The organism is Microbacterium azadirachtae, assembly GCF_025583665.1.
In the GTDB taxonomy this organism is placed as follows: Bacteria; Actinomycetota; Actinomycetes; order Actinomycetales; family Microbacteriaceae; genus Microbacterium; species Microbacterium azadirachtae.
Map to the genome: position 1 here is coordinate 427,713 of NZ_CP099706.1, position 25,968 is coordinate 453,680.

Genomic DNA, 25,968 nt, shown 5'->3' on the forward strand with positions numbered 1-25,968 from the left:
CGGAGGGCATGACATGGCGGGGGACCGGGTTCTCTACCCGATCGACGACTTGAAGACGACGAGCGCGCAGCTGATCGCGATCGTCGACGAGTTCGAGGCGGCGTCGGCGCGGCGAGACGATCTCGAGCATGCGGTGGGTCGCCCGGACGGCGACAGCCGCCTGAAGGACCGCGTCCACGACTTCGAGGGCAGCTGGAACGACAGCCGCGACAAGCTGCTGTCCAAGCTCAAGGAGATCTCGGATCGCGTCAAGGGCACCGTCGAGGAGGTCACCAAGACCGACACCGACATGGCCAACTCGATGCAGCAGTCCGGGCACGGCGCCGGCGCCGCTCGCGGCCGTGCCGTGGCGAACTGAGGGGGAGCGGGATGAAGACGCACAAGGGGCACGAGGTCGCCGTCGTCGAAGGCGATGCGGGCGCGATCAGCGCCCGGGGCACGACGATCACGACGCTCGCGACGCAGATGACGACGGCGGCGCAGACGCTGCAGGACATCAAGAGCGGCAAGCTCGTCGGCGAGGGCTACGCGATGGACAAGATCAAGGACGTCATCGGCGACGTCCACGGCGATCTCGACGAGGCCGGGCGCCGTTACAAGCCCGCGGGCAGCACGCTCACGACCTACGCGGGTGTGCTCGCCACCGTGCAGGCGCAGATGAAGACCATCGTCAGCGACTGCGAGAAGAGCGAGAAGGCCCTGGCCACCGCGCAGACCGATGCGGATCAGGCGAACCACGCGCTCGCGTTGCATGAGACGGCCGTGGCCGACCACCCGCCGACACCGGATCAGGAGGCCTCCTCCAAGAAGACCGGCGAGAACCTCTCCGGGGCCGCGAGCTCGGCGCAGTCGACGCTCGCGACTGCCGGCAGGGAGCACGACGGCAACCTTCACCGCTTCGACACCGCGTACGACACCTGGCACGAGGCCTACGAGAACGCGGTGAACGGCCTCAGCGACGCCAACAAGATCGGTGAGGACAGCACCTGGGAGAACATCGCGGGCGTGCTCGCCGTGATCTCTGACTGGGTCGGCTGGATCGGCCTCGCGATCGCCGTGCTCGGCCTCATCATCGGCGGCCCGTTCTTCGCGATCGCGGCTCTCGTCGTCGGCGTCATCGCGCTGGCCCTGACCGTGGCGCTCATGTTCGACGGCAGGAAAGACGGGTGGGATCTGGCCTGGGCGGTGGTCGGCATCCTGCCGATAGGCAAACTCGGGAAGGTCTTCGGCGCTGGCAAGGGCAACATGCTCAGCAAGTTCGGGTCCGAGTTCGTCGGGCAGTTCCGCAATCCGGTCCAGCAGATGCGCGGCTTGAAGAGCTTCGCGGACGCGGGGATCGAGTACGGCTCGCGGGGATTCAAGGAGTACTACGCGGGTGTGAGGGGTCTGCGCCGCCTCGGTGTCAATCCCATCACGGGCTTCGTGGACGGCGTCACCGAACGCATGCTGTTTGGGCCCGGACGTTCGTTCTCGGTGGCCTTCCACGAAAGCGTCAGCTCCGGCAGCACCTTCTTCCAGAAGGTGCTGACCGAGTCGTTGCCCAAGGGTTTCCAAGGCATCGCCGATGCGCCGTCCTTCTCCACGTTCGAGGCGATGTGGAACACGTACAAGTGGACTGACCGCGGGGTTTCCGTCGGCGTCGACGGCAAGCCCTCGGGTGCGCTCTCGCCCGTCGGCTTCGTCCGAGGGCTGTTCTGATGACGGACCAGGGTCAGCTGCCCTGGGAGCTTGACTACGACGCCGCCCAGTTCGTCGAGATTCCATACGTGGACGCCACCGACGCCGAGGGCGCCGACGTCTGGATCGGGACGGTTCTGGATCGATACGGGATCCGTCCCGATGCGGCCCCGGGACCGGCGGAACAGATCGCCGCCACGGCCCGAATGATGCTCGGTAACGCCCGCCCCGGTGCGGCGCGCCTGTGGTTCGCGCCCCCTGGCATCTACAGCGATCTCCTGGTGAGCATCGCCGTCGAGTCGTCGGCAGATCGTCCCGACACCGAAGAACTGTTCGCCGGGGCCACCTCGTCGACGGCGGTCGATGTCACACCGCTGCGCACCGAGACCCACGGCGCCGGCTACATCGTGCGCTGGGGGGTGTTCCTCGAGGACGGTACGGAAGAGGACGGTGCAGAACAGGACGGGACGCTCGTCGCTCAGTGGACCGTGTTGCTGAACGACGGCACCTGGACCATCCTGATGGATGTGCTCGGTACGACACTGCCCGCGTTCCTGCTTTTCGAACAGCAGCTGCCTCAATTGATCGTGGGCGTCCGCGTTCCCGGCGCGGTGGTTCGATGACGTCGGTACGCGATCTCGTCGCCCGAGAGGAGCGGTTGCTCGCGGCGTCGCGGCAGCTACGCGGCATCCACGCAGATGCGGTGCAGCGAGCACGGGCCGCAGTGATCGCGCTGCAGCAGGACGGCGGCATCGACATCGACGAGGCCGAGGCCCGGCTAGGACCGCTGTGCGCGGAACTACTGGACGACTACGCGTCGCGCGCGGCTGCTCTCGTCGCCGAGCAGGACATCCGCGCCTGGCGCGAGCTCGCGTCCACGCTGCCTTCGGACTCGCCTTTCGATCCGGTGCGGACGAACGACCTCCTGCGGGCACACGGAACGCCGGGGGCAGCGAGGCTGCTCGCAGCCGTGGAATCCGTTCGAGGCGGGGCTGCGCCGTCCGACGACCTGGACCGCAGTCTCGCGGCCGCCGCCGGCAGGTGCGTCTGCGGATACGCGAAGACGAGGGTCGTTCCCAAGCGCCTGTGCCAGCCGTGTGCGACCGCCGTCGCCACCGCGTGGGAGGCGGAGGAGCAGCGACTCCTGCAGGGTGCGTCGGGCCTCCGTGCCGAGACCGTGCGCATCCTCGACGAGGCGAGGTCGGCGATCGCGAAGGCGCGTGCGATCGGGACGGATGATGCGTACAGCACGGAAGAGGCGTTGCTGTTCAAGACGCGGCGTGCGCTCGCGCGGGCGAACCGACGGCATCGGGATGAGGTGTCGCGACTGGATCTGACCCGGTGGCGCGAGCTCGCTGCCCTTACTGCACGCGCTTCGATGCCGACGATGGCCGGCGAGGCGCGTCGCGCTCGTCGTCGCCTCGGTATGGCGCAGCTGTCGCGACTCGCCCTGCGCGGCCGTCCCGGCGCCGCGCGATGAGCATCGCGCCCTGGTTCGACGCGGCGGCCGAGTTCGAACGGGCGCTCCTGGAACGGAATGCTCCGCTGGCGGAACTGCACCGGCAGGCGCAGCTCGACGGCGCGGCGCGTCTGAGGGCCGCAGGGTCGCTGCGTGCGCCGTCGCCCTGGCAGGGGACCACCTCGGTGTCGGGGATGCGGCAGGCGATCGTGGAAGCGGAGGTGTACGCGCTTCTGCGGGAGTACGCGGCACAGGCGGCCGCCGTGACGGACGGCGCTGACAGCGCACGGTGGACGGCGCTCGTGGATGAAGGGCTGACGCGTTCCAGACGAGGACTGCTCGTCGACGAGGTGCGTGACAGCGCCGCCGGCGCGCTCCTGCTTCGCGACTCGTGGGGCCTCCGGCCCGTCGTTCCGAACGCTCCTGTGATCGACTGCGCCTGCGGCTATGCCGAGAGCGGGGTCATCGCCAAGGGGCTGTGCATCGAGTGCGGCGAGCTCGTGGTGCGGCGATGGAGCGCCGAGGAGCTTCGGCTGCTCGCGCTGGTCCCGGAGTACCGTGCTCGGGTCGAGGAGATCCTCTCCGACACGGAGGCGCGTCAGAAGAAGCAGATCGGTGTGCCCAGTGACACGCCGATCTCGGATGTCGCATCGAAGCGCGCGCGCGGCGGTCGGGCATTGGGCCGGCTGCGGCGGTCGGGTCGCCGCCTCCTCGTAGCGGGGCGCGATCTGCCGTCCGAGCGCTGGAAGCAGCTGGCAGCCTTGACGGCGAAGGCTTTGCAGATCCAGGTGGGTGCCGAAGGGCGGCGTGCGGGCAGGAGAGGCCTCGGGGCAGCAGGTCTCGCCGCTCTGGCAGTGAAGAGCGATGATGCGATCCACGGCTGATCCGGCGCGGGAGTGTCGCCGGCCCGCGGCCGTCGTGCGGGCGAGATCGTCGACGGTTTCGGCGAAGATGAAAAGGATCGCTCGCCGCTCGGGCGATCGACGAGGGGGAACTGACATGGGTGCGATGAATGATCTCGGAGTCGAGCTGCGGTTCGGCATCCCGGCCTTCCGCTTCGTCCTGCCGCCGGGCTGGGTGCAGCATGTGCCGACCAACGCGGCGCAGGAGGAGGACGTCAAGCGGGCGAGCGCGATCTTCCGGCAGGCGAACCGGCCGGATCTGGATGCGGAGTTCCGCGGTCTGATGGCGCAGACGAGCCAGGCGATGGCGCGCACCAAGGTGTTCGCGATCTACCGCCAGGAGCAGGTCGAGATGGACGAGCTGCTGCCGATGTCGATCACGGCGTCGGCGCTGAACGCCGCCGACGGGGAGAACCTCGACGGCTGGGTGTCCGAGGCCTTCCGCACGAAGGGCGCCCAGTTCCTCGACGAGGACGCCCCCCACATCGTGCGCTGGCGGTCGGAGCCTCAGCGGCCGGCGAACGCACGCCGTATCGAGGGGGTGAGCGGACGAACGCTCACCTACGTGATCCCCGCACCGGGCACCCAGCGGCGCAAGGCCCTCGTCTTCACGACAACGATCGTGATCCCCGACGGCGACGTCGTGCCCGCGGAGGTCGTCGACTCGCTGGAGCTGCTCAGCGACGCGATGATCTCCACGTTCACCTGGGAGAGCGAGCTCGAGGAGCCGGTGCTGCCCGCCGGCCCGGCAGGCGACGACCCCGCCGAGTGAGGGTGGGGGGATGGGGAGTTGTCCCCATCGACGGGTGTGGGTGGGGTTGTTAGTTTTGTGGGTGTCGGGCCGGTGGGGTCCGGTCCAGTGGATTACCGGAGGTGTTGAGGATGGCTGATTTCGGGGCGTCTTATGCGGAGATGGAGCAGGTGGCGTCGTCGCTGTCGCAGGCTCGTGATGACATTCAGGGTCAGTTGGACACTCTGAAGGGTCAGGTGGACAACCTGCTGGGTGAGGATTTCAAGACGCAGCATGCGTCGGGGAAGTTCGGTGAGGGGTATGGGGAGCTGACGACGGGTCTGAAGCAGGCGGTGGACGGCATCAATGACATGTCGGAGTCGCTGCTGGGCATGATGCGTGCGATCCAGGATCTGGACACGCAGCTCGCCGGCGGCTGAACCACGCCGATCCAGAGGCGAGGGGCCGGTGCATCACACCGGCCCCTCGCGGCGTCCGGGTGCGGGACACCGGATTGATAACGTGAGGGGATATGAGCCTGTCGAACGACATCTGGGAGATTCCGGCCCAGACCACCGACATCGAGGGTCTGGACGCGCAGGGGCGTCCTGACCCGGCTTACGCGCAGGCGATCGGCCTGGTGCCCGCCCGCGCCGGGATGCGGGTGATGGCGACCGTGCTCGAGCTGATCGTGGCGCTCCTCGTCTCGATCCCCGGAGCAGTCGCCGGCGTGAACGCAGTGCTGCTGAGCACCGCGGACCCGGGTGCGTTCCTGGCCCGCAAGGATCTCATCTGGCTCCTGCTGCCGCCGCTCGTGTCGTTCGTGCTCATGTTCGTGTTCACGCTCGTGCAGCTAGTCCTGCACGGGCTGAAGGGCGTGACGCTCGGCAAGGCCGCCTTCGGGATCCGTACGGTCAACGTACGCACTCTCGAGAAGCCGGGCTTCTGGCGCGGCGCCGTGGTGCGCTATCTGATCCTCGCCGTATCGTTCGTGGTACCGCTGATCGGGCCACTGCTCGTCGTCGCGCTCTCGCCGCTTTTCGACGCCGAGCGGCGAGGCCGCGGCTGGGCCGACCGCGCCGCCGCCACCTGGCTCGTCGACGTGCGCCGCGGACTCAACCCGTACGACGCCAAGCGGATGCGCATCGCCCGCAAGCAGATCACCGCCGAGGTTCACGAGGCCGCGCCGGTCCTTCCATCGCTCGCCACCCCCGTCGACCGGGACGCCCCGGCGGTGTACGTGCCGACCGGACGTTTCTCCGGCGGCGTCGTGGGCGCGCATCGCGCGACGGCTCCGACGCCCGCGGTCTCCGCGTCGGCCCCGGGCGTGCCGGCTCCCGTCGCGCCGACCCCCGCTGTGCCGGTCCCGGCTGTGCCGGCCCCCGCCACGCCGGTGCCCGCTGCTGCCGCCGAAACCGCTGTGCAGGTTCCCGCGGCAGGGGCCGCGCCCGCCGCGTGGCAGCCGCCCGAGATCGCCCCGATCGTCGCCGCGCCTGCCCCGGCGGCAGCTGCTCCGGCGGCGACCCCTGTACCTGACGCGCCCCGGGCGGTGCTCGTCATCGACAACGGAGAGCGCGTCGAGGTGCGCACGGCCACCCTCATCGGCCGCGCCCCGGCGGCTGGCGCGGGCGACGCACCCTCGTCCGTTGCCGCGACCGGCGAGGGCGAGCCGCAGCTGGTGCGCGTGTCCGATGAGACGCGCTCGGTCTCCAAGACCCATCTCGCGATCCTGCTCTCACGACGTGGTGTCGTCGTCGTCGATCGCGGCTCCACCAACGGCAGCTCGATCGTCCGCGAAGGGGCCGAGCTCCCGCTGACCCCGGGGCACCCTGCCGAACTCCGCGCCGGCGACGTGCTGCGGTTCGGCGACCGCAGCCTGCGCGTGGAGCAGGCATGACCGGCGGCATCCGCACCGTCGCCCTGCAAGGGATCGCGACTGCCGGGGGAACGGCCCTTCGCGCCGTCTCGGGAATCCACCGGCCCCTGGCCGTCGACGCGCGCGTGCCGCGCCCGGAGGGACATCGATGAAGGTCAAACTCACCCTGCGACGGTCGGGCGCACCGCTCACCGACATCGTCGTGACCGCCGACTCGACGGCGACGGTCGCGGACGTCGCCCATCACATCGCGACGACCGACCCGATGCGCTCGATCCACGTGGCGCCGGGCGAGACGCTCACGCTCTCGGTCGCGCCGCCGACGAGCGAACGGCTCGTGGCGCTGAACCCTGACCTCGCGATCGGCGATGCGCCCGTCGGGTCGGGCTTCCTCGCCGAGGTCGTGAACCTCGGCGCCGAGCGCATCGTGACGGGTACCGCCGGGGCTCGCCCTGCGGCGCACCTCGGGGTGCTCTCCGGTCCGGCGGCAGGCCAGGAGTTCTCCCTGCCCGTCGGCCATTTCGTGATCGGTCGCGAGGCATCTGCCGACGTCCACCTCGCCGATCCGCTGGTCTCCAAGAGGCACGCCCGCATCGAGGTCGCGGCGACGTTCGTCGAGCTCGTCGACCTGAACTCGGCGAACGGGATCCTCGTCGACGGCGGGCTGGTGCAGCGCCTTCGGGTGATCCCGGGACAGCCGTTCACCCTCGGCGACAGCGAGATCGTGGTGCGCCTCGTGGGCGACTTCGACGGCACCGCCGCCGACGAGGACCCGGTGCTCGAACGCGGCGGCGCGCTGCTGTTCAACCGCAGCCCGCGCGTCGAGGAGCGCTTCGCGGGCGAGGAGATCGACGAGCCGCGGTACCCGCGAGACCAGGTGCAGCGACTGTTCCCGTGGCCCATGCTGGTGGCCCCGATCCTGCTCGCCATCACGATGTGGGCGTTCACGGGGCGCAGCCTCTCCCTGCTCATGGCGGCGGCGAGCCCGATGATGATGTTCGGCAACTTCATCTCGCAGAAGACCAACCTCGGCCAGCGTCTGCGCAAAGAGGCCGAGATCTTCGAGGACCAGTTCGAGCGCCTCGAGGAGAAGCTGTACCACGCCCGTCCGCGCGAGCACGCGGTGCGCAACAGCGAGGTGCCCGCGGTCGCGGTCGTGTTCGACGAGGCGATGAAGCTCGGTCCGCTGCTGTGGACCCGCCGCCCGGAGCACTGGAACTTCCTCGCCGTGCGGCTGGGCACCTGCGCCGACGTGTCGCGCACCTCGATCACCCGCACCGAAGCGGCCGAGGCGCTGCCCGAGTTCGTCGAGCGCGTCGACCGGCTGGAGGAGCGCTACCGGATGATCGAGGACGTGCCGATCCTCGAGTCGCTGCAGAGCGTGGGATCCATCGGCGTGGCCGGCCCCACCTCGGTCGCCGGCGACGCGCTGCGCGGGCTCGCCGTGCAGCTGTTCGGGATGCACTCTCCGAACGAGCTCGTCGCCGTCGCGCTCACCGAGCCGGGCTGGGCGAACGAGCTGGACTGGCTGACCTGGCTGCCGCATACCTCCAGCGAGCGCAATCCGTTCCAGGAGATGGCGCTGGCCGATTCCGCCTCGACCGGCACCGCCCTGCTCAACGGTCTCGAGGAGATCGTGATGCGTCGCTCGACCGCGACCTCGTCGCTGCGGCCGCCGTACGGCGACGACTGGTATCCCACTCGCTACGGCACCGACGTCAAGCGCGCCGCCGAGGAGTCGACCTTCGAGGGGCAGGCGGCGGTGCTCGTCATCGTCACGAACGATGCGCCCGTCGATCGCGCGCGGCTCACCCAGATCCTCGAGCGCGGCGCCGACGTCGGCGTGTACGCGCTGTTCGTGGCCCCCGTGGTCGAGGCGCTCCCGGCCGCGTGCCGCAGCTTCATCGACGTGTCGGCCGGGCTCGAGCACGCGAGGGTCGGCACGGTGCGCAACGGCGTGAGCTACCCCGACGTGATGGTCGAGGGCGTCTCGCACGCCTACATGACGATGTTCGCCAAGCGCCTGGCGCCCGTGGTCGACGCGTCGACGGTCGTCGAGGACTCGTCCGACATCCCGAACTCGGTCATGTTCCTGTCGCTCGTCGGCGCCGAGACGGCGTCCGATCCCACCGCGGTCATCGACCGCTGGAGGCAGAACAACACGATCATCGACCGCTCCGGCGTGCCGCAGCCGCGCCTCAGGAAAGCCGGCAACCTGCGCGCGATCATCGGGCAGGCGAAGACCGATGCGATGACGCTCGACCTGCGCACGCAGGGCCCGCACGCCCTCGTCGGCGGCACGACCGGGGCGGGCAAGAGCGAGTTCCTGCAGGCGTGGGTGCTCGGCATGGCCGCCGCGCACAGCCCCGATCGGGTGACGTTCCTCTTCGTCGACTACAAGGGCGGATCCGCGTTCGCCGACTGCGTCGAACTGCCGCACACCGTCGGCCTCGTCACCGACCTGAGCCCGCACCTGGTGCGCCGCGCCCTGACGAGCCTGCGAGCGGAGCTGCACCACCGCGAGCACCTGTTCAACCGCAAGAAGGCGAAGGACCTGCTCGAGCTCGAGAAGCGCCGCGACCCCGACACCCCGCCGGCACTCGTGCTGGTGATCGACGAGTTCGCAGCCCTCGCCGGCGAGGTGCCCGAGTTCGTCGACGGCGTCGTCGACATCGCCCAGCGCGGTCGTTCGCTCGGCATCCACCTCATCATGGCGACGCAGCGCCCCGCCGGCGTCATCAAGGACAATCTCCGCGCCAACACCAACCTGCGCGTGGCGCTGCGCATGGCCGACGAGTCCGACTCGAAGGACGTCGTGGACGACCCGGTGGCCGCCTCCTTCCCGCCCTCGATCCCGGGCCGCGGCATCGCGAAGACCGGCCCCGGTCGCCTCGTGCCGTTCCAATCCGCCTATGCCGGCGGCTGGTCCACGGACGAGGTGCAGGCGGCCGACGTGCGCGTGGCCGAGCTGCGGTTCGGGTCCACGCAGCTGTGGGAGCCCGACCAGGAGCCCGAGTCCGACAGCCACGACGAGGATCTCGGCCCCAACGACCAGAAGCGCATCGTCGCGACGCTCGTCGCCGCCGCTCGGCAGGCCGGGATCCCCGCTCCGCGCCGGCCCTGGCTCGACGATCTCGAGCACGCCGTCGACATCCGCGATCTGCCGACTCTCGGCGACGGGCAGATCCTGCTCGGCAAGACCGACGTGCCGGCCCGTCAGCTGCAGGAGCCGACGTACTTCGTGCCCGACCGCGACGGCTCGCTGCTCGTGTACGGCACGAGCGGCGCCGGCAAGTCGACGGTGCTGCGCACGCTCGCGATCGCGGCGGCCTCGCAGGCGTCGACGAACGTGGAGGTGTACGCGCTGGACTTCGGATCCGGTGCGCTGAAGAGCCTGGAGATCCTGCCGCAGGTCGGATCCGTGATCTCCGGCGACGACGCCGAGCGCGTGCAGCGCCTCCTGCGCTCGCTCGCGCGTGTGCTCGACGACCGCGGCAAGCGGTTCAGCGCCGCCAACGCCGCAAGCCTCACGGAGTACCGCGAACTCACCGGCATCGACGAGCCGCGCGTCCTGTTCCTGCTCGACGGTTTCCCGCAGTTCCGCGGTGACTGGGAGTCCACCACGGCGCGCATGCCGTTCTATCAGATCTTCATGCGGATCCTCGGCGAGGGGCGACCGCTCGGCGTGCACGTGATCGCGACCGCGGACCGCTCGGGCTCGGTGCCCACCGCGGTCAGCGCGAACGTGTCGCGTAAGGTCGTGCTGCGGCTGTCCGACGAGTCGGGCTACGCGATGCTGAACGCGCCGAAGGACGTGCTCGACGAGCGCTCCGCGCCGGGGCGCGCGATCGTGGACGGGTTGGAGACGCAGATCGCGACCCTGGGTGGCACCCCGAACGTCGCCGAGCAGACCAAGCTGCTCGAGGCGATGGCCGCGGCGCTTCGCGCCAACGGCGCCCGCGAGGTTGCCGAGATCGGCGCGCTGCCGACGCGGCTCGGTGTTGCCGCCCTGCCCGAAAGGATCGGCGAGTTCCCTGTGCTCGGCATCGCCGAGGATACGCTCGCTCCGCGCGAGTTCGACCCGGTCGGGACGTTTCTCGTGGCAGGTCCGCCGTTGTCGGGCAAGACGACGGCGCTCAAAGGCATCATCACGTCGATGCGCCGCTTCGACCCGGCGATCAAGCTGTTCCACTTCGGCGGACGCCGGTCGCAGCTCAAGGACTATGCCGACTGGACGCGCAGCGCCACGACGCCCGAAGCGGCCAAGGAGCTCGCGGCGGAGCTCACTGAGCTCGCCGGTGACGAGTCGATGCCGGTACGCCTGCTCGTCGTGGTCGAGGACGTACCTCAGTTCGCCGACACCCCGGCCGAGCGCGACATGAAGGCGCTGTTCCAGGCGATCAACCGCAGTGACCACTTGCTGATCGGTGATCTCGACGTGACACAAGCCACGAGCGGGTTCGGCTATATCGGCGACTTCAAAGCCGGCCGCAAGGGCATCGTGCTCAAGCCCGACGCGTTCGACGGCGACGCCGTGTTCAAGGTGCCGTTCCCGAAGGTCAAGCGCACCGACTTCCCCGAGGGGCGCGGGATCTTCGTCCAGGCCGGACGACAGGTCATCGTGCAGCTGCCGCTCGTGGAGGGAGGGCGGCTCGCGGGAGCCTAGGCTCAGCGACCGGCGTCGGCCAGGTGGCGCGCGTCGTGGCTGAGCACCTTCACCATCACGCCGTGCCGACGGAGGGTGGCGACGGTGCGGGTCTCCTCGTCGAGATCGCGACCCAGCGCGTGGATGTTGGCGACGACGAGCACGTCGCCCGCCTGCAGGGTGTCGATGAGCCGGCCGATCCGGTCCGTCCAGCTCTCCAGGATGTCGGGCGCGGGGTGGCGGAAGCCCTCGATCGGCACGCCGAAGCGGGTGAGGTCGTCGCGCTGCTGCACCACCGAGGGCATGCCCTCACGCGCCACGACGAGACCGACGAGGCGGGATCCGTCGGGCTTGGCCGACCACCAGTCGCGATTCTGCTGCAGCTCGGTGAAGCACTTGGGGCACTCCGCCGCGGCGTGCGGCAGGTGCAGGGGGCTGGTGAGGGCGGCGTCGAGCGGAGCCCCGGTCGTGCCGTCGGCGTCGCCGTGCGCGTGCGTGGTCGCTTCCATGTCATCCGCCTCCAGGACTATTGTGCCTTCTCCCGCCGACACCGGCGTGCCGGGCGTCCAGTTCGCGACCATCGGCCCTCTCCTCAGAGGGGCGGGGTACTCTCGCACATGTCCGCCACGGAGTTCGAGGAGTACGCATGCCTGTCGTCGCCGCCTATGCCGCACCGAGCGAGGGTGCTCCCCTCGCGCCCACCACGATCGAGCGGCGCGAGCCGGGCCCGCACGACGTCGTGATCGACATCGCCTTCGCCGGGATCTGCCATTCCGACATCCACACCGTGCGCGGCGACTGGGGGCCGCAGCGGTATCCGCTCGCTCCGGGCCACGAGATCGCCGGCGTCGTCGCGGCGGTCGGGTCCGAGGTCACGCGGTTCGCGGTCGGCGACCGGGTCGGCGTCGGCTGCCTGGTCAACTCCTGCCGCGAGTGCGACGCCTGCCTGCGCGGCGAGGAGCAGTACTGCACCGGCGGCTCCGTCGGCACCTACGGTTCGATCGACCGCGACGGCACGGTCACGCAGGGCGGCTACTCGCGCCAGGTCGTCGTCACCGAGGACTTCGTCCTGCGGATCCCCGACGCCATCCCGCTCGACCGCGCGGCGCCGCTGCTGTGCGCCGGGATCACCACCTACTCGCCGCTGCGGCACTGGAAGGTCGGGCCGGGGACGCGCGTCGCCGTCATCGGCCTCGGCGGCCTCGGGCACATGGCGGTGCAGATCGCGCACGCCCTGGGTGCGGAGGTCACGGTGCTCTCCCAGTCGCTGCGCAAGAAGGACGAGGGGATCCGCCTCGGCGCGGACCGCTACCTCGCCACGTCGGACCCGGAGACGTTCTCCGGGAACCGCCGCGCGTTCGACCTGATCCTGAACACGGTGAGCGCTCCGCTGCCGCTCGACGACTACCTGCGCCTGCTCGACACCAACGGAACCCTCGTGTGCGTCGGCGCGCCGCCCGAGCCGATGTCGGTCTCGATCAACCAGCTGCTCGGATACCGCCGGTCGCTGGCCGGATCCGCGATCGGCGGGATCGCCGAGACCCAGGAGATGCTCGACTTCTGCGCCGAGCACGGCCTTGCCGCGGAGATCGAGCTCATCGACGCCGCGGGCATCAACGACGCCTACGAGCGCGTGCTCGCCAGCGACGTGCGGTTCCGCTTCGTGATCGACGCCGCCACGATCTGACACCCTCCCTGCTTCAGGGGGAGCCGTCAGATCAGGCCGAGGGCGCGCACGGCGTCGCGCTCCTCGACGAGCTCGGCGACCGAGCGGTCGATGTGCTCCCGCGCCCAGTCGTCCGGATCCAGACCCTCGACGATCCGCCACTCCCCCTCGGCCGACTGCACCGGGAACGAGCTGATCAGCCCTTCCGGCACGCCGTACTCGCCGTGCGAGACGACCGCGGCGCTGGTGCGGCGCTCGCCGGTGCCGAGCGCCCAGTCGCGGACATGGTCGATCGTCGCGTTCGCCGCGGAGGCCACCGACGAGGATCCGCGCACCTGGATGATCTCCGCGCCGCGCTTCGCGACGCGGGGGATGAAGGTGCTCTCGAGCCAGGTGCGCACGTCGCCGGTCTGCTCGGCGAGCGCCTCCCGGACGGGGCGCCCCGCGACCGTGGCGTGCGCGACGTCGGGGAACTGCGTCGCGGAGTGGTTGCCCCAGATCGTCACGCCGGCGATCTCGGCGACCGGCGCGTCCAGAGCCGCGGCGAGCTGACCCCGCGCGCGGTTCTCATCGAGGCGCGTGAGGGCGCTGAACCGCTCGGCGGGGACCCCGTCGGCCGACGCGGCCGCGATGAGGGCGTTGGTGTTCGCGGGGTTCCCCACCACCGTGACGCGCACGCCCGCGGCCGCGTGCGCGGCGATCGCGGATCCCTGCGGGCCGAAGATCGATCCGTTGGCCGCGAGCAGGTCGCCGCGCTCCATGCCGGGGCCGCGCGGACGCGCTCCGACGAGGAGGGCGTGATCGGCGCCGTCGAACCCCACCGCCGGGTCGTCCGTCACCTCGACGTGCTCCAGCAGTCCGAAGGCGCCGTCCTGCAGCTCCAGCGCCGCACCCTCGGCGGCTGCGAGTCCGGCGGGGATCTCCAGCAGCCGCAGACGCACCTTCTCGTCGGGGCCGAGCATGTCGCCGGCGGCGATCCGGAACAGCAGCGCATATCCGATCTGCCCGCCGGCACCGGTCAGAGTCACCGTGGTGGTCACTTTCGGGCTCCCTTCGATCGCGGACGCGACCCTCAGTGCGAGCCTATGCCTCGCCGTCGGGGCGCGGACCGTGGAAAACTGTGCTCATGACGTTCAACCCGGATGCCGATGTCTCAGACAACAAGGTCCAGCGGCGAGGCGGCGGGCGCACTGCCGCGATCGCCGGCGGCGGCGTCGTCGGCCTCGGCGCGGTCGTGGTGCTGCTCATCAGCGCGTTCACGGGCGTCGACCTGACCGGCCTGATCGGCGGCGGGACGGGCGCGCAGCCGCAGGCGACGTCGTCGTCCGAGGGCTCGGTGCAGAGCTGCAACACCGGCACCGACGCGAACAACAGCGTCGACTGCCGCGTCGCCGCCGTCTCGCTGGTGCTCAACGACTACTGGTCCAAGCACGTGAAGGGCTACGTCGAGCCCGGCCAGGTCAACGTCGACGGTTCGACGTCGACCCCCTGCGGCACCGCCTCCAACGATGTGGGTCCGTTCTACTGCCCGTCGGATCAGACCGTCTACATCGATCCCACGTTCTTCCAGCTGCTGCACCAGCAGTTCGGCGCCGAGGCCGGGGATCTCGCCCAGGTGTACGTGGTGGCGCACGAGTACGGGCACCACATCCAGAACCTCACCGGCACGATGGAGAAGTACCCGAACAACGGCACGGGTCCCACGAGCAACGGCGTGCGCACCGAGCTGCAGGCCGACTGCTATGCCGGCGCCTTCATCGCGTCGATGACGCAGGAGAAGGACAAGAAGGGCGTCCCGTACATGAAGACGCCGACAGAGGCTCAGATCAGCGATGCGCTCGACGCCGCCGCGGCGGTCGGAGACGACCACATCCAGCAGCAGTCGGCCGGATACACGAATCCGGAGAGCTGGACGCACGGATCCAGCGACCAGCGGAAGAAGTGGTTCGCGACCGGCTACAAGAACGGTCTCGGCCAGTGCGACACGTTCTCGGTGGGCACGCCGTAGTCCTCGGCATGAGCACTCCGCCTCGTCCGAGGTGCGAACGCCTGTGCCCGCCTCCTGATCGCGGCCTGCCGTTGAAGAGGGAAGCCGTCGATCGTGGCGGACGGGGAGCGACCTTATCCATCTTCTGGACCGACGGGGGCCGTCGTGAAGATGGATTTCGCTGCTCCGATCGGGCGGCGAGCGACGTTATCCATCTCGCCGAACGCGGCCACCGGACGCGCCCACGCCGAACGCGGCCCACGCCCATCGCCCGCGCCGAAGCCGGCTCGCGTGCGGACCGCGGCTAGGCGCGCATCGCCTGCACGAGCGTGCGCAGCAGCGCGAGCACCCCGCCCTGGGCGCGGAAGCGGGTCAGGCCCTCGCTGACCTCCGCCGCAGTGCGGGAGGAGGCGAACCACGGCGGCTTCGGCAGGATCGTGAACCGGCCGCCGTCGCGCACGATCGACGCCGAGCGCGGGAACGGCCGGAACGGGCCGCGCACCACGGAGCGCTCCACGTCGGCGAGCAGCAGCGCGTTGTGCACGACCCCCAGCCCGCTTCCCACATCGGCGATCGTGTTGCCCGGGAACGCGCCCCAGGTGACCGTGGGGGTGATGAAGCCGAAGGCCGTCCAGGTGTTGATCGCGATGGATCCGTAGCGCAGCGCCGTGATCGCCCGTTCGAAGCCCGCCCCGAGCGAGGCCTCGGTGGCGGGATCGATCAGCACGTTCGCACCGAGCGTGCCCTGCAGCCGCTCGTTCGCGTGCGCGACGGCCGCGTCCAGGAACGCCTGGCCGGTGCCGGGCAGCTGCTCCACCCCCAGGACGGGTGCGAAGTACTCGGTCTGCTCCAGCGCGGTGGCGTCGTCGCCGTCGTCGACCTCGACCAGCAGGCGGTCGGCGAGCACGAGTGCGTCCGGATACGACTCCGCCGCCTGCGCCATCCGCTCGTCGGAGCGGGGGTACCAGATCGGGCGCTCCGGAGCGATCGCGTAGGCGCGGCGCAGCTCGGTGAGGAACTGGTCCTTCTGCGCCCAGTCGTGGGACAGGATCACGACCTGGCCGGCGATGCAGTTGTGGCCGGCGTTCTGCAGGCGCATCGTCGCCACGTGCTCCGCCTGGAAGCGCAGATCCTCGTCGCTCCAGGCGCCGGGGACGACGATGATCGGCGAGACGCCGCCGAGCTCCGCGGTGATGGGCTTCTTGAGCTGGGGCCGGTTCTCGCGCCGGCGGCGCTTGCCCTGCGCGCCCGTGCCCCACACGATCGCGTCGAACGTCGGGGCGGATCCGGTGATGTGCACGTGCGAGAACGCGTCGTTCGCGGTCAGGTACGCGCCGACATCGGGGCCGCCGCGCACGATCCGCAGGAATCCCGGAGCGATCAGCGGCGCGAGCGCCTTCTCGAACACGGGCACGAGCGCGTCCTGCGTCGGGTTGACCTTGAGCAGCACCACCCGATCGTGCGCGAGCAGCTCGTACAGCACGTCGAGCACCGGGATGGAGGTGATGTTCCCCGCGCCGAGCACGAGGCCGATGCCGCCGTCACCGGGCTGCGGCGCGCGCTGGGCGAGGCCCGCGCGGGCCCGGGCGTCGCCCGGCGTGGTGCCCGGGGTGAGCCACACCTCGCCGGTGAAGCCCGACAGCAGCAGCTTGTCGATGCCCACGAGGGGGAAGGAGTGCACGCGGGTCTGACCGCTCGCGGTGCGGTCGATCGGGATCCCGTCGAGCGGATTGCGCCCGTTCGCGATCCGGTCGAGCGTCTCGATGTAGGCGTCCAGCGCGCCGAGCGTCGCGTACGGGCCGCTCAGCCACTCCTCGCCGCGCAGGGGGTGGTCGTCGCCCAGCTGCTTCGACCGCACCGCGGTGCGAGCCCAGGTGCGCGCGTTCGCGGCGACCGTGCGGCGCACGCCGCGCAGCAGCGTGACGCGCTGCCCGACGGTGAGGGCGGACCATGCCGTGGATCCCTTGCGAAGAGCGGTGATGTCCGCCTCGATCGGGGCGCGGACGTCGTCGGCGAGGGTGTCGGGCATCGGATCTCCTTCGGCGCGGTCTGGGAGGCGAGACACGCCCAGCGTACGCCGTCCGTGGGACTCAGTCTCAGCGATCGGCGCCGTCGATGTCGTGACGGCGCAGTCCGTAGCGGGCCAGCGTCACGAGGCTCAGCAGCATGAGCACCGCCGGGACCACGCTGAAGATCAGCACGATCCCGGTGACGGCGCTCGTCGGCTGCGCGATCGCGGTCGCGTCGCCGGCCGTGCGCGAGACGTATCCGGTGATCGCCAGCACGACCGCGACGATCGTCGTGCCGAGCGCGAACCCGACCGTCTCGGACGCGGTCCACATCCCGGTGAAGGTGCCCGCCTGGCCCGGGCCGTTGGAGCGCTCGTCGTGCGAGATCACGTCCGGCAGCATGGCCATCGGCAGCGCCTGCATCCCCGCATAGGCGACGCCGGCGATCGCGACCGAGACGTAGATCCAGGATCCGGGAGTCCACAGGGCGAGCACGATCGAGGCCGACGCGAGGAGGAAGATCGCCGAGGCGATGCGGAACGCCCTCTCCTTGCCGATCCGGCGCGACACCCGCTCCCAGACCGGCGTCGCGATCACGGCGGGGGCGACGAGCGCGACGAACAGCAGCGTCACCGCGCTCTCGGAGCGCATCACCCAGGTCGCCACGTACTGCGCCCCGGCCAGCATCGTGCCGGTCGCGAGCGCCTGCAGCAGGTAGGTGCCCAGCAGCGCGCGGAACGGCTGCGAGCGGCGCACCGCGGCGAAACCGGCGGCGTACTGCGCGCGGATGCCGACGTGCTCGACCGCGGACGGCGCGGCAACGGCGTCGTCGGCGGTGCGCGCCGCGATGAGCATGCCCACGCCGATCACGACGCCGGCGACCACGCCCATCACGAGGTAGCCCGTCACGGGGTCGCCGGTGAGGCGGCGCAGCTCGGGCCCGCCGCCGCCGAACAGCAGGATCGTGACGGTCAGCGCGATGACCCGCCAGCTCAGCAGCCGGGTGCGTTCGTCGTAGCTCGGCGTGAGCTCGGCCGGGAGGGCGATGTACGGCACCTGGAAGAGGCTGAACGCCGAGGCTGTGGCGAGGAACGCGATCAGCACGCAGATCACCCCTGCGACCGGGCCGAAAGCCGGCGGCACGGCGAAGGTGAGGGCGAAGAACACCGGCAGGGTGAACGCGCCGATCAGCATGAACCGCTTGCGGCTGCCGGTGCGGCGCAGGCTGCGGTCCGACCAGGCTCCGATCACCGGATCGATCACGACGTCCCAGATCTTCGCCAGGGTCACGATCGTGCCGGCGAGGATCGCGGCGACGCCGAGGTTGTCGGTGAGGAAGTACGCCAGCACCAGGCCGGGCAGCGTCGCGAAGCCGCCCGTGCCCAGGGAGCCGGCCGCATAGCGGGCGACGGTGCGGGCAGGAAGGCGCGTGGAGGCTCGTCCGGCGCGAGCGGCGGTGCTCATGCGCGTCAGTGTATCGGCGCCCTCGGCCCGGCCGACGTGGAGCTCAGGAACCGCGCGGCGTCAGATCAGCGAGAGCTCGCGCAGCTTCGCCTCGACGTCGGCGTTGGACGGCTCGACGTGGTGGGAGGAGTCGGGGTACACGACCACCGGGATGTTGGTGCGACCGGAGATCTCCTTGGCGACGTCGGCGGCCGCCGGGTCCTCCACGAGGTCGATGTAGGTGTACTCGATGCCGAGCTCGTCGAGCTGCTTCTTGGTGCGGATGCAGTCGCGGCACCAGTCGGCGCCGAACAGGGTGATCGAGTCAGAGGCGGGGGTGGTCATGCATCCAGGGTACGGCGGATCCGAGGGGCCGGCGCGATCGGAGGGAAGGGCTCCGCACCCCCGTTCACCTGCCGTTCGCCTGGGTCGGGAAGGCTGGCTGACACCAAACGCGCAGGTTTCGCATGGTTTCACGTGGGATCATGGCGAGTCAGGCGAACGGAGGAGGGGCATGGAGGACATGTCTGCCGGGGACCCCATTCTCGGCGCCACGGTCATCATCCCGACCTTCAACGAGCGAGACAACATCGCGGCCCTCGTCTCACGCGTCTCCGGCGCGCTGGTCGATCGCGACGTCGAGATCCTCTTCGTGGACGACAGCTCCGACGACACCCCTGACGTGATCCGGCGGATCGCCGCCGGCGCGCCGGTGCCGGTGCGGCTCCTGCATCGCGACAAGCCCGTCGGCGGTCTCGGCGGTGCCGTGGTCGAGGGGATCGCCGCCGCGTCGTACGACGTCTGCATCGTGATGGACGGCGACCTGCAGCACCCGCCCGAGCTCCTGCCCGAGATGATCGACCGCTTCGAGGAGGGCGACGCCGACGTCGTGATCGCCTCCCGCTACATCGGCGGCGGCGACAACGGCGGTCTCGCCGGAGCGGTCCGTGTCGGCGTCTCGCGCGGCGCGACCCTGCTCACCAAGGCCATGTTCCCGATCCGGCTCTCCGGCGCCTCGGATCCCATGACCGGCTACTTCCTCGTCGACCGCCGGCGCATCGACCCGGAGGCCCTGCGGCCCAACGGCTTCAAGATCCTGCTGGAGATCCTGGTGCGCTCCGACGTGCGGATCGCCGAGGTGCCGATGGAGTTCGGCGAGCGGCTGCACGGGCAGTCCAAGGCGTCGTTCGTGCAGGGCATGGAGTTCCTCAAGCACCTTGCGCGCCTGCGGTTCGGCAAGATGTCGCTGTTCGCGATCATCGGCGGCGTCGGCGCGCTGGCGAACCTCGCCATCATGTGGGCGCTGACCCATCTGGGCGTCGAGTACGTCTGGGCGGCGATCATCGCGGCCGAGGTGACGATCATCGGCAACTTCATCCTGCAGGAGCGCTACGTCTTCAACGACATGCGCGGCGACGCCTCCGCCATCGGCGTGCGGTTCGCGCAGTCGTTCACGTTCAACAACGTCGAGGCGGCCGTGCGGATCCCGGTGCTCGCCCTCATGGTCGAGACCTGGCACATCTCCAGCATCCTCGCCGCCGCGATCACGCTGATCGCCGCGTTCTTCGTGCGCTTCCTCTTCCACTCCCTCGTGGTCTACGCACCGCGGCGCTCGGTGCGCCTCGCGCGCAAGTCGGAGGAGCGCCAGCGTCTGCGCCTCGAGGCGGAGGCCGCCGCGGCGGAGTAACCGAGGACGGGCCCGCCCCGGGGTCAGCCGATGTTCTCCTTGAGTCCCTGCACCGTGTCGCCGTAGTTGATGCGGATCACGGGAAGCTCGAGCTTGTGCGTGCCGATCTTCACGTAGCCGTGCTCGATCGTGCGCGCCAGCAGGAACCCGGCCTTCGTCACGCCCTCCTCGGCGGTCGCGTTGTAATGGCCGTACGGGTAGGCGATGACCTCCTTGGCGCCGAGCACCTTCGCCGACTCCTCCAGATCCGCGGCGACCTCGTCGGCCGACAGGTTCACCATCCGCCCCTTGCCGTTGTCGCCGGCACGGTGCATGTCGTTGGTGTGCGAGCGCTGCAGCACGTAAGGGGAGGGGGATCCGTCCTTGCGCTCGCCCGTGATGACGAACGACGTGGTGAGCAGCTTCCGCTCGGTCACGACCGGCACCGCGAGCTGCAGCCAGGTCGGATCCGCGTCGTCGTCGGTGATGATGAGGGAGTGCTGCGGCAGGAACAGCTTGCCGTCGATGAACGCGTTGAGCTCGTCCCAGGTGGGCAGGTAGAACTTCTGCGCGGCGACGTAGTCCATCTGCGCCTTGAAGTCCTCGATGTACACGTAGTTGTTGCGCAGCCAGTTGTCCTCGCCCTCGGGCTTGGTCGTGAACTGGTGGTACATCAGGATCGGGATCTTGGCCGCCGTCGCGACGTTCTGCTCCGGCGTGGTCCACGCGGCGTACAGGGTGCGCTGGTGATCCGTGCAGGCGGTCAGCTGCGAGCCGTTCACGCGGTCGGTCTGCACCTGCGACGTCGCGGTCTCCGGTGTCGGATACCAGCCGGCGAACACCGCGCCCGCGCGCTCCGGGATCGGCAGACCGGTGTACAGCACGCCCTCGGTCTGCAGCATCGGCGCCTGGGTGACGCCTTCACCCGAGAACGACACCGCGCACGCCTTGGCGGGATCCGCGGCGGTCTTGAGCAGCTGCTCGGCCGGGGTGAGCGGCGTCGAGGTCGGCGTGGGGGTGGGCGTGCCTCCGGTGCCGATCGTCGCAGCCTTGGGATCCCCGCCGGAGAAGGCGCGCACGGCGATCGTCGCGAGCACCGCGACCAGGGCGATCGCGAGGACGACGATCAGCCCGACCACGAGGCGACGACGGCGGATCACCGCGGGGGAAGGGCGCGGAGGGCGCGACGAAGTGGGGGAGGCTCCGGTCATGGTGCCGAGTGTAAGGGATCGAGGGGTCGGGATCCTGAAGCGATGACGGCGCCTCAGAGCAGCCAGCCGCGCTCCTGTGCGATGCGCGCGGCGTCGGCGCGCGTGCGCGCCTCGAGCTTCTGCATCGCGGAGGAGAGGTGGTTCCTGGTCGTGCCCTCGGAGAGGTGCAGGGCGCGGGCCACGTCCGAGATCGTGCCGCCGTCGCGGGCTGCGGCGAGCACCTCGGTCTCGCGCGGCGTGAGCGGCGAAGGCCCGGCCGTCAGCGCGTCGGTGGCGAGGGCGGCGTCGATGACGGTCTCCCCCTTCATCACCCGGCGGACGACGTCGGCCAGCTCGGAGGCGGGCGTGTCCTTGACCACGTACCCCGCGACGCCGGCCGCCAGCGCGCGGGACAGGTATCCCGCCCGGCCGAACGTCGTCACGATCACGATCCGCACGCCGGGCAGCGCCCGGCGCAGCTGCGCGGCCGCGGTGAGCCCGTCGACGCCGGGCATCTCCACGTCGAGCAGCGCGATGTCGGGCCGATGCTGCTCGGCCGCGGGGAGGACCTCGTCGCCGCGGCCGACCTGGGCGATCACGTCGAGGTCGTCCTCGAGGCCGAGCAGGGTCGCGAGCGCACCGCGCACGAGGGCTTGATCGTCGGCGAGCAGGATGCGGATGCCTCCGGTTGACGCGGTGGTGGTCTCGGGCGTCATGCGATGACCTCCAGGAGGAACCCGCCACGGCGGGAGCGGCCGATCGTGAGCGCGCCTCCGGCGTCGGATGCACGCTCGGCGAGCCCGTGCAGCCCGGTGCCGCCCGCGGCCTCGGGGGAGCGCGCGGCCGGGCCGATCCCGTCGTCCTCGACCGTGATGCGCCCGGGGGCGAGGGTGACCCAGCAGTTCTCCGCGCCGGCGTGCCGGATCACGTTCGTGGCGGCCTCGCGCAGCGCCCAGCCGAACAGCTCGCGGTTGCGCTCGGGGACCTCATCCGTCGTGGTGGGCAAGTGCGCGGTGATCCCGGCGGCGGGCAGGAGCGTGCGCAGCGAGGCCAGCTCGCTCGCGATGCGCACCTGCCGATAGCCGGAGACGACCGCCCGCATGTCGCTGAGCGTCGCGCGGGCGAGGGTCTGCACCTCGTGGATCTCAGCCGAGGCCGCGGCGGGATCCCGCTCGGAGAGCTTGGCGGCCAGGTCGGCCTTGAGGGCGATCGCCGACAGCGAGTGGCCGAGGATGTCGTGCATGTCGCGGGCGACGCGGTTGCGCTCCTCCTCCACGGCGACCGTGGCGAGCTCCTTCTGCGTGCGCCTCAGCTGGGAGAGGGTCTGCAGGTTGCGGGTGAAGGCGGCCATGAGCGTGCCGATGGACAGGATGATGAGCGGCATCGTCCACGGCGGGGTGTTCGACGGCTGGAGCGCGCCGTCGATCAGGTTGATCACGAACGCGACTGCCGAAAGGCCGAACACGGAGAACACGGCGCGGCGGTCTCCGCCGAAGCACATCGCCGCAGAGACCGCGACGTAGGTCCAGAGTCCGGACAGGTCGGGGCCGAGCACCAGCAGGAACGGCAGCGACAGCAGCAGCAGCCCCGCCGGCGGCACCCACCGCCAGCGGTCGGGCAGGGCCATCGCGATCGGGAAGGAGACCGTGAACAGCGCGCCGTAGACGATCACCCCGAGCCCCCAGAACCAGGAGGCGGGGGCGGGCAGCTGGGTGAGCAGCGGGACGAGGATGAAGCCGACGATGAACAGCTGGCTGATGAGCGCGCCGGGGTACCACCGCTTCGCGCCCGGTGCGCCGAGCGTGAGGCGCAGCCGCGGCCACCCGGTGACGCCGTCGAGCGACGGGGCGTCGAGGAAGCCGCCCTCGCCGATCCCGATCCGCCCGAGCAGGCCGAACCGGTGCTCGCGACGAGCAGGGCGGGCGGCCGCAGCCGCCGCGCCCTGCTCGTCGCAGACGTCGTCCGTCATCTCAGACGCGCTTGGTGTCCCGGCGGAACATCAGCACCGCGAGAGCCGTGAAGACGACGAACCACACGATCAGGTTCGGCACCGCCCAGCCGTTCGGCGCGACGCCGATGATGGCCGACTGGGAGAGCTCGGCGATGCCCCACAGCGGGGTGAACTTCGCGCCGATCTGCACCGCCTCGGGCATGATCGCGAGCGGCACGAACAGGCCGCCCATGAAGCTCAGGATCGGCAGGATCGGACCCAGGTAGCGCATCGCGTTCTGCGCCGGGAAGGCGTAGCCGACGGCGAGGCCGAGGCTGGTCAGCATGAGCGAGCTCAGCCAGGCCAGCAGTCCCGCGGCGATCAGGTTCCCCAGCGGGGCGGTGATGCCGAGTGCCGCGCCGACGATCAGCGTCACCACCACGGCGATGCCGCCGAGCACCAGGCCGCAGATGACCTTGACCAGGATGTAGACCACCGGGTTCAGCGGCGTCAGCCGCAGCTGGCGGCTCCACCCCTGGGCGCGTTCGGCGGCGACGGAGACGCCGGTCATCGTGCTCGCCACCATCGCGCCGTACACGGCCATCGAGATCATGATCGGCACGGCGGCCGACAGGCCGCCCTGGCTGACCGGCACGTTCGTGATCGCCGTGTTCTTGTTCGGCAGCCCGATCATCACGAGCATCGCGATCGGGAAGATCAGCGTGAACACGACGACGCTCGAGTTGCGGAAGATGCGCTTGAGCTCGACGCCGAGGAAGGTGAGGCTGAAGCCGCCCAGGGGCGGCACGCGGCGGGTGGACGGATCGATCCGGTCCAGGCGCTCTGCAGCGGTGGTCATGGTCATTCCCCTTCCTGGTCGTCGCCCGTGAGCTGCAGGAACGCCTGCTCCAGGTTCTGGCTGGTGATGGTCACGTCGTGCGCGCTCGTGCGGGTGAGCAGGTGCCGCGCGACCGCATCGGAGTCGTTCGCGCGGATGATGATGCGGGGGCCGCGCACCTCGACCGAGTCGACGCCCGGGAGAGCGGCGATCTCGGCCTGCGCGGATCCGGACGCCTCGTCCCACTCCGCCTCGACGGTGCGGCCAGCCGCCATCGCCTTGATCTCGGCGGTGGTGCCGTCGGCGACGATCCGGCCCCTGCGGATCAGGATGATCCGGTCGGCGTACTGGTCGGCCTCCTCGAGGTAGTGCGTGGCGAAGAGCACCGTGCGGCCGCGCTGCGCGTCGGCGTGGATGGCCTGCCAGAACGAATGGCGTCCCTCGACGTCCATCCCGGTGGTCGGCTCGTCGAGCACGATGAGGCCCGGATCCGACACCAGCGCCATCGCGAAGCGCAGACGCTGCTGCTGGCCGCCGGAGCACTTCTGCACCTTGCGGTCGGCGATGTCGGCGATGCCCGCCCGCTCCAGCGCGGCGTCGATGCTCGTGGTGTGCGCGAACAGCGACGCGGTCAGCTTCATCGTGTCGCGCACCGTGACGTCGCTGAGCAGGCCGCCGGTCTGCATGACCGCGGAGACGAGACCGCGTCCGATCGCCTGCCGCGGGGTCAGCCCGAACAGCGACACCGCGCCGTCGTCGGGCTGGGAGAGCCCGAGCAGCATGTCGATCGTGGTGGTCTTGCCGGCGCCGTTGGGCCCGAGGAACGCCACCACCTCGCCCTGCGCGACCTCGATGTCCACGCCGTCCACGGCGGTGAAGCCGCGGAAGCGCTTCGTGAGACCACGCGCGGAGATCGCGGCAGGAGGGGTAGCGGAGGTGCGGGTGACGGACGGGGCCGTCCGGGTGTCGCTCATGATGTCGCCTCGTTCATGTCATCCAGTCTGCTCCGCAGCGCGCGCGGGGCACGATGAACGATGTCACGGATCCGCTATGACATCCGTCACGGATCCGCGTCCTGTCGCGGGGCGGGCCGGATCCGCGAGGCGCGCAGGCGTCAGGGCGCGAGCGCGGCGACGGCGCCGACCTCGATGAGGGCGCCGGGCACGCCGAGACCGACGACGCGGGCCGCGGTGACGAGCGGCGGAGCCCCTTTGCGCGCGAGCGTGGGCCCGACCGCGCCGTAAGCGGCGCGCAGATCCGCGTCCTGATGGATGAGCACGGTCCAGCCGACCACGTCGGCAAGCGTCGCGCCGGCCGCCGCGAGGGCCGCCTCGGCGTTCTCGAGGGCGCGGGCCGACTGCACGGCGACGTCGTCCGAGACGACCGCGCCCGTCTCGTCGACGCCGTTCTGCCCGCCGACGTGGATGAGGGTGGATCCCGGCGGGATCACCGCGACATGGCTGAAGCCCGGGCTGTTCACGAGCCCCGGCACGGAGGGGTAGGAGATGCTCATGGCGCGAGCGTAGCGAGGGGTGCCGACACCGCGGCGGGGCCGGGGGCGTGGGCGTGGGCGTGCGACGGTTGCAGGACCGTGCGACGCGTGCAGGACGGAATCGGGCGAACCGTCATGCCGGCGTCGTCGGATCCTGCAGGCGTCGCGGCAGATGCGCGATGGACGCAGGGGAGCGGGGGCGGGTCGAGGCCGCACGTCGCGATAGACTCGAGAGGCTCAACAGGAGGTTGCCCGGTGATCCTTCACTACATCGTGTTCGGAATTCTTTTCCTCGGCGGATTCGTGCTGCTGGGCATCGCTCCCGGCCTGCCCGCGTGGCAGGGCCCCGTCTTCGTCGCCGGAATCCTGGCGATCAGCCTCGCGCTCGCGTACATGATGCGTGAGCCCGGCGGCGCCACCAAGCGCTCGCGCTCCTGGGAGAACTGAGCCCGCCCGCA

Annotated in this window: 24 protein-coding genes; 13 read left to right on the forward strand and 11 right to left on the reverse strand. The window is 70.6% G+C overall.

Features of this window, described 5'->3' with window-relative positions; all coding sequences use genetic code 11:
- Positions 1 to 13 precede the first annotated feature (13 nt).
- The 9 genes from NFX31_RS01960 (at position 14) to NFX31_RS02000 (ending at position 11,310) form a co-directional block, all read left to right on the forward strand.
- Positions 14 to 358 (forward strand): hypothetical protein, encoded by a 345-nt coding sequence (locus tag NFX31_RS01960; RefSeq protein WP_045249549.1) that lies wholly within the window; start codon positions 14 to 16, stop codon positions 356 to 358.
- Positions 359 to 369: 11 nt separating this feature from the next.
- On the forward strand, positions 370 to 1,698 hold the full coding sequence (locus tag NFX31_RS01965; RefSeq protein ID WP_045249550.1) for a hypothetical protein: 1,329 nt from the start codon (positions 370 to 372) through the stop codon (positions 1,696 to 1,698).
- Positions 1,698 to 2,300, forward strand: coding sequence for a hypothetical protein (locus NFX31_RS01970; protein WP_045249551.1), 603 nt, complete (start codon positions 1,698 to 1,700; stop codon positions 2,298 to 2,300). Before NFX31_RS01965 ends, NFX31_RS01970 begins: the two co-directional genes overlap by 1 nt.
- Positions 2,297 to 3,157 carry a hypothetical protein gene (locus NFX31_RS01975; RefSeq protein WP_045249552.1) on the forward strand — a complete coding sequence of 287 codons (861 nt, stop codon included), beginning with the start codon at positions 2,297 to 2,299 and terminating at the stop codon, positions 3,155 to 3,157. Before NFX31_RS01970 ends, NFX31_RS01975 begins: the two co-directional genes overlap by 4 nt.
- Positions 3,154 to 4,020, forward strand: a complete 867-nt coding sequence (locus NFX31_RS01980; RefSeq protein WP_262956615.1) for a YciI family protein — start codon at positions 3,154 to 3,156, stop codon at positions 4,018 to 4,020. Before NFX31_RS01975 ends, NFX31_RS01980 begins: the two co-directional genes overlap by 4 nt.
- Before the next feature lie 115 nt (positions 4,021 to 4,135).
- The gene (locus NFX31_RS01985) at positions 4,136 to 4,810 is read left to right on the forward strand and encodes a hypothetical protein (RefSeq protein ID WP_045249554.1); all 675 of its coding nucleotides are present in this window, start codon (positions 4,136 to 4,138) and stop codon (positions 4,808 to 4,810) included.
- Between the two features lie 110 nt (positions 4,811 to 4,920).
- On the forward strand, positions 4,921 to 5,208 hold the full coding sequence (locus tag NFX31_RS01990; RefSeq protein ID WP_052674178.1) for a WXG100 family type VII secretion target: 288 nt from the start codon (positions 4,921 to 4,923) through the stop codon (positions 5,206 to 5,208).
- A 92-nt stretch (positions 5,209 to 5,300) separates the two neighbouring features.
- On the forward strand, positions 5,301 to 6,665 hold the full coding sequence (locus NFX31_RS01995) for an RDD family protein (RefSeq protein WP_262956616.1): 1,365 nt from the start codon (positions 5,301 to 5,303) through the stop codon (positions 6,663 to 6,665).
- A gap of 127 nt (positions 6,666 to 6,792) precedes the next feature.
- Positions 6,793 to 11,310 carry an FtsK/SpoIIIE domain-containing protein gene (locus NFX31_RS02000; protein ID WP_262956617.1) on the forward strand — a complete coding sequence of 1,506 codons (4,518 nt, stop codon included), beginning with the start codon at positions 6,793 to 6,795 and terminating at the stop codon, positions 11,308 to 11,310.
- Between the two features lie 2 nt (positions 11,311 to 11,312).
- Here NFX31_RS02000 and NFX31_RS02005 read toward each other — a convergent pair whose 3' ends face one another.
- On the reverse strand, positions 11,313 to 11,798 hold the full coding sequence (locus NFX31_RS02005; protein ID WP_052674174.1) for a recombinase family protein: 486 nt from the start codon (positions 11,796 to 11,798) through the stop codon (positions 11,313 to 11,315).
- Positions 11,799 to 11,935: 137 nt separating this feature from the next.
- Between NFX31_RS02005 and NFX31_RS02010 the strand changes: the two genes are divergently transcribed.
- Complete coding sequence (locus tag NFX31_RS02010; RefSeq protein ID WP_045249557.1) at positions 11,936 to 12,976, forward strand: NAD(P)-dependent alcohol dehydrogenase; 1,041 nt, start codon at positions 11,936 to 11,938, stop codon at positions 12,974 to 12,976.
- A 26-nt stretch (positions 12,977 to 13,002) separates the two neighbouring features.
- On the opposite strand, the gene NFX31_RS02015 is transcribed toward NFX31_RS02010, so the two are convergent.
- Positions 13,003 to 13,995: a malate dehydrogenase gene (locus tag NFX31_RS02015; RefSeq protein WP_262956618.1), complete on the reverse strand. Its 993-nt coding sequence runs from the start codon at positions 13,993 to 13,995 to the stop codon at positions 13,003 to 13,005.
- An 86-nt stretch (positions 13,996 to 14,081) separates the two neighbouring features.
- On the opposite strand from NFX31_RS02015, the gene ypfJ reads away from it, so the two are divergent.
- Positions 14,082 to 14,963 carry a KPN_02809 family neutral zinc metallopeptidase gene (ypfJ, locus tag NFX31_RS02020; protein ID WP_262956619.1) on the forward strand — a complete coding sequence of 294 codons (882 nt, stop codon included), beginning with the start codon at positions 14,082 to 14,084 and terminating at the stop codon, positions 14,961 to 14,963.
- A 283-nt stretch (positions 14,964 to 15,246) separates the two neighbouring features.
- Here the strand turns inward: ypfJ and NFX31_RS02025 are convergent, their stop codons facing one another.
- The 3 genes from NFX31_RS02025 to NFX31_RS02035 all read right to left on the reverse strand — a co-directional run bounded on the left by NFX31_RS02025 (position 15,247) and on the right by NFX31_RS02035 (position 18,739).
- A complete protein-coding gene (locus NFX31_RS02025) occupies positions 15,247 to 16,971 on the reverse strand; it encodes an aldehyde dehydrogenase family protein (RefSeq protein ID WP_262956620.1) in 1,725 nt (574 codons plus the stop codon).
- 67 nt (positions 16,972 to 17,038) lie between these two features.
- Positions 17,039 to 18,415 (reverse strand): MFS transporter, encoded by a 1,377-nt coding sequence (locus NFX31_RS02030; RefSeq protein ID WP_262956621.1) that lies wholly within the window; start codon positions 18,413 to 18,415, stop codon positions 17,039 to 17,041.
- Between the two features lie 60 nt (positions 18,416 to 18,475).
- Positions 18,476 to 18,739, reverse strand: coding sequence for a glutaredoxin family protein (locus NFX31_RS02035; RefSeq protein WP_091478971.1), 264 nt, complete (start codon positions 18,737 to 18,739; stop codon positions 18,476 to 18,478).
- Between the two features lie 169 nt (positions 18,740 to 18,908).
- Here NFX31_RS02035 and NFX31_RS02040 point away from each other — a divergent pair, with 169 nt between their 5' ends.
- Positions 18,909 to 20,081 (forward strand): glycosyltransferase, encoded by a 1,173-nt coding sequence (locus NFX31_RS02040; RefSeq protein ID WP_420847423.1) that lies wholly within the window; start codon positions 18,909 to 18,911, stop codon positions 20,079 to 20,081.
- Positions 20,082 to 20,104: 23 nt separating this feature from the next.
- Here the strand turns inward: NFX31_RS02040 and NFX31_RS02045 are convergent, their stop codons facing one another.
- From NFX31_RS02045 to NFX31_RS02070, 6 genes are all read right to left on the reverse strand, one after another.
- Positions 20,105 to 21,271 carry a polysaccharide deacetylase family protein gene (locus tag NFX31_RS02045; protein ID WP_262956622.1) on the reverse strand — a complete coding sequence of 389 codons (1,167 nt, stop codon included), beginning with the start codon at positions 21,269 to 21,271 and terminating at the stop codon, positions 20,105 to 20,107.
- Between the two features lie 53 nt (positions 21,272 to 21,324).
- Complete coding sequence (locus tag NFX31_RS02050; RefSeq protein ID WP_262956624.1) at positions 21,325 to 21,966, reverse strand: response regulator transcription factor; 642 nt, start codon at positions 21,964 to 21,966, stop codon at positions 21,325 to 21,327.
- The gene (locus NFX31_RS02055) at positions 21,963 to 23,219 is read right to left on the reverse strand and encodes a sensor histidine kinase (RefSeq protein ID WP_262956625.1); all 1,257 of its coding nucleotides are present in this window, start codon (positions 23,217 to 23,219) and stop codon (positions 21,963 to 21,965) included. The genes NFX31_RS02050 and NFX31_RS02055 overlap by 4 nt, the downstream gene beginning before the upstream one ends.
- A gap of 1 nt (position 23,220) precedes the next feature.
- On the reverse strand, positions 23,221 to 24,039 hold the full coding sequence (locus tag NFX31_RS02060; protein WP_045249564.1) for an ABC transporter permease: 819 nt from the start codon (positions 24,037 to 24,039) through the stop codon (positions 23,221 to 23,223).
- Between the two features lie 2 nt (positions 24,040 to 24,041).
- Positions 24,042 to 24,992, reverse strand: coding sequence for an ABC transporter ATP-binding protein (locus NFX31_RS02065; protein WP_045249565.1), 951 nt, complete (start codon positions 24,990 to 24,992; stop codon positions 24,042 to 24,044).
- A 140-nt stretch (positions 24,993 to 25,132) separates the two neighbouring features.
- Complete coding sequence (locus NFX31_RS02070; protein ID WP_045249566.1) at positions 25,133 to 25,531, reverse strand: RidA family protein; 399 nt, start codon at positions 25,529 to 25,531, stop codon at positions 25,133 to 25,135.
- A 234-nt stretch (positions 25,532 to 25,765) separates the two neighbouring features.
- On the opposite strand from NFX31_RS02070, the gene NFX31_RS02075 reads away from it, so the two are divergent.
- Positions 25,766 to 25,957 (forward strand): hypothetical protein, encoded by a 192-nt coding sequence (locus NFX31_RS02075; protein ID WP_045249567.1) that lies wholly within the window; start codon positions 25,766 to 25,768, stop codon positions 25,955 to 25,957.
- Positions 25,958 to 25,968: the final 11 nt, after the last annotated feature.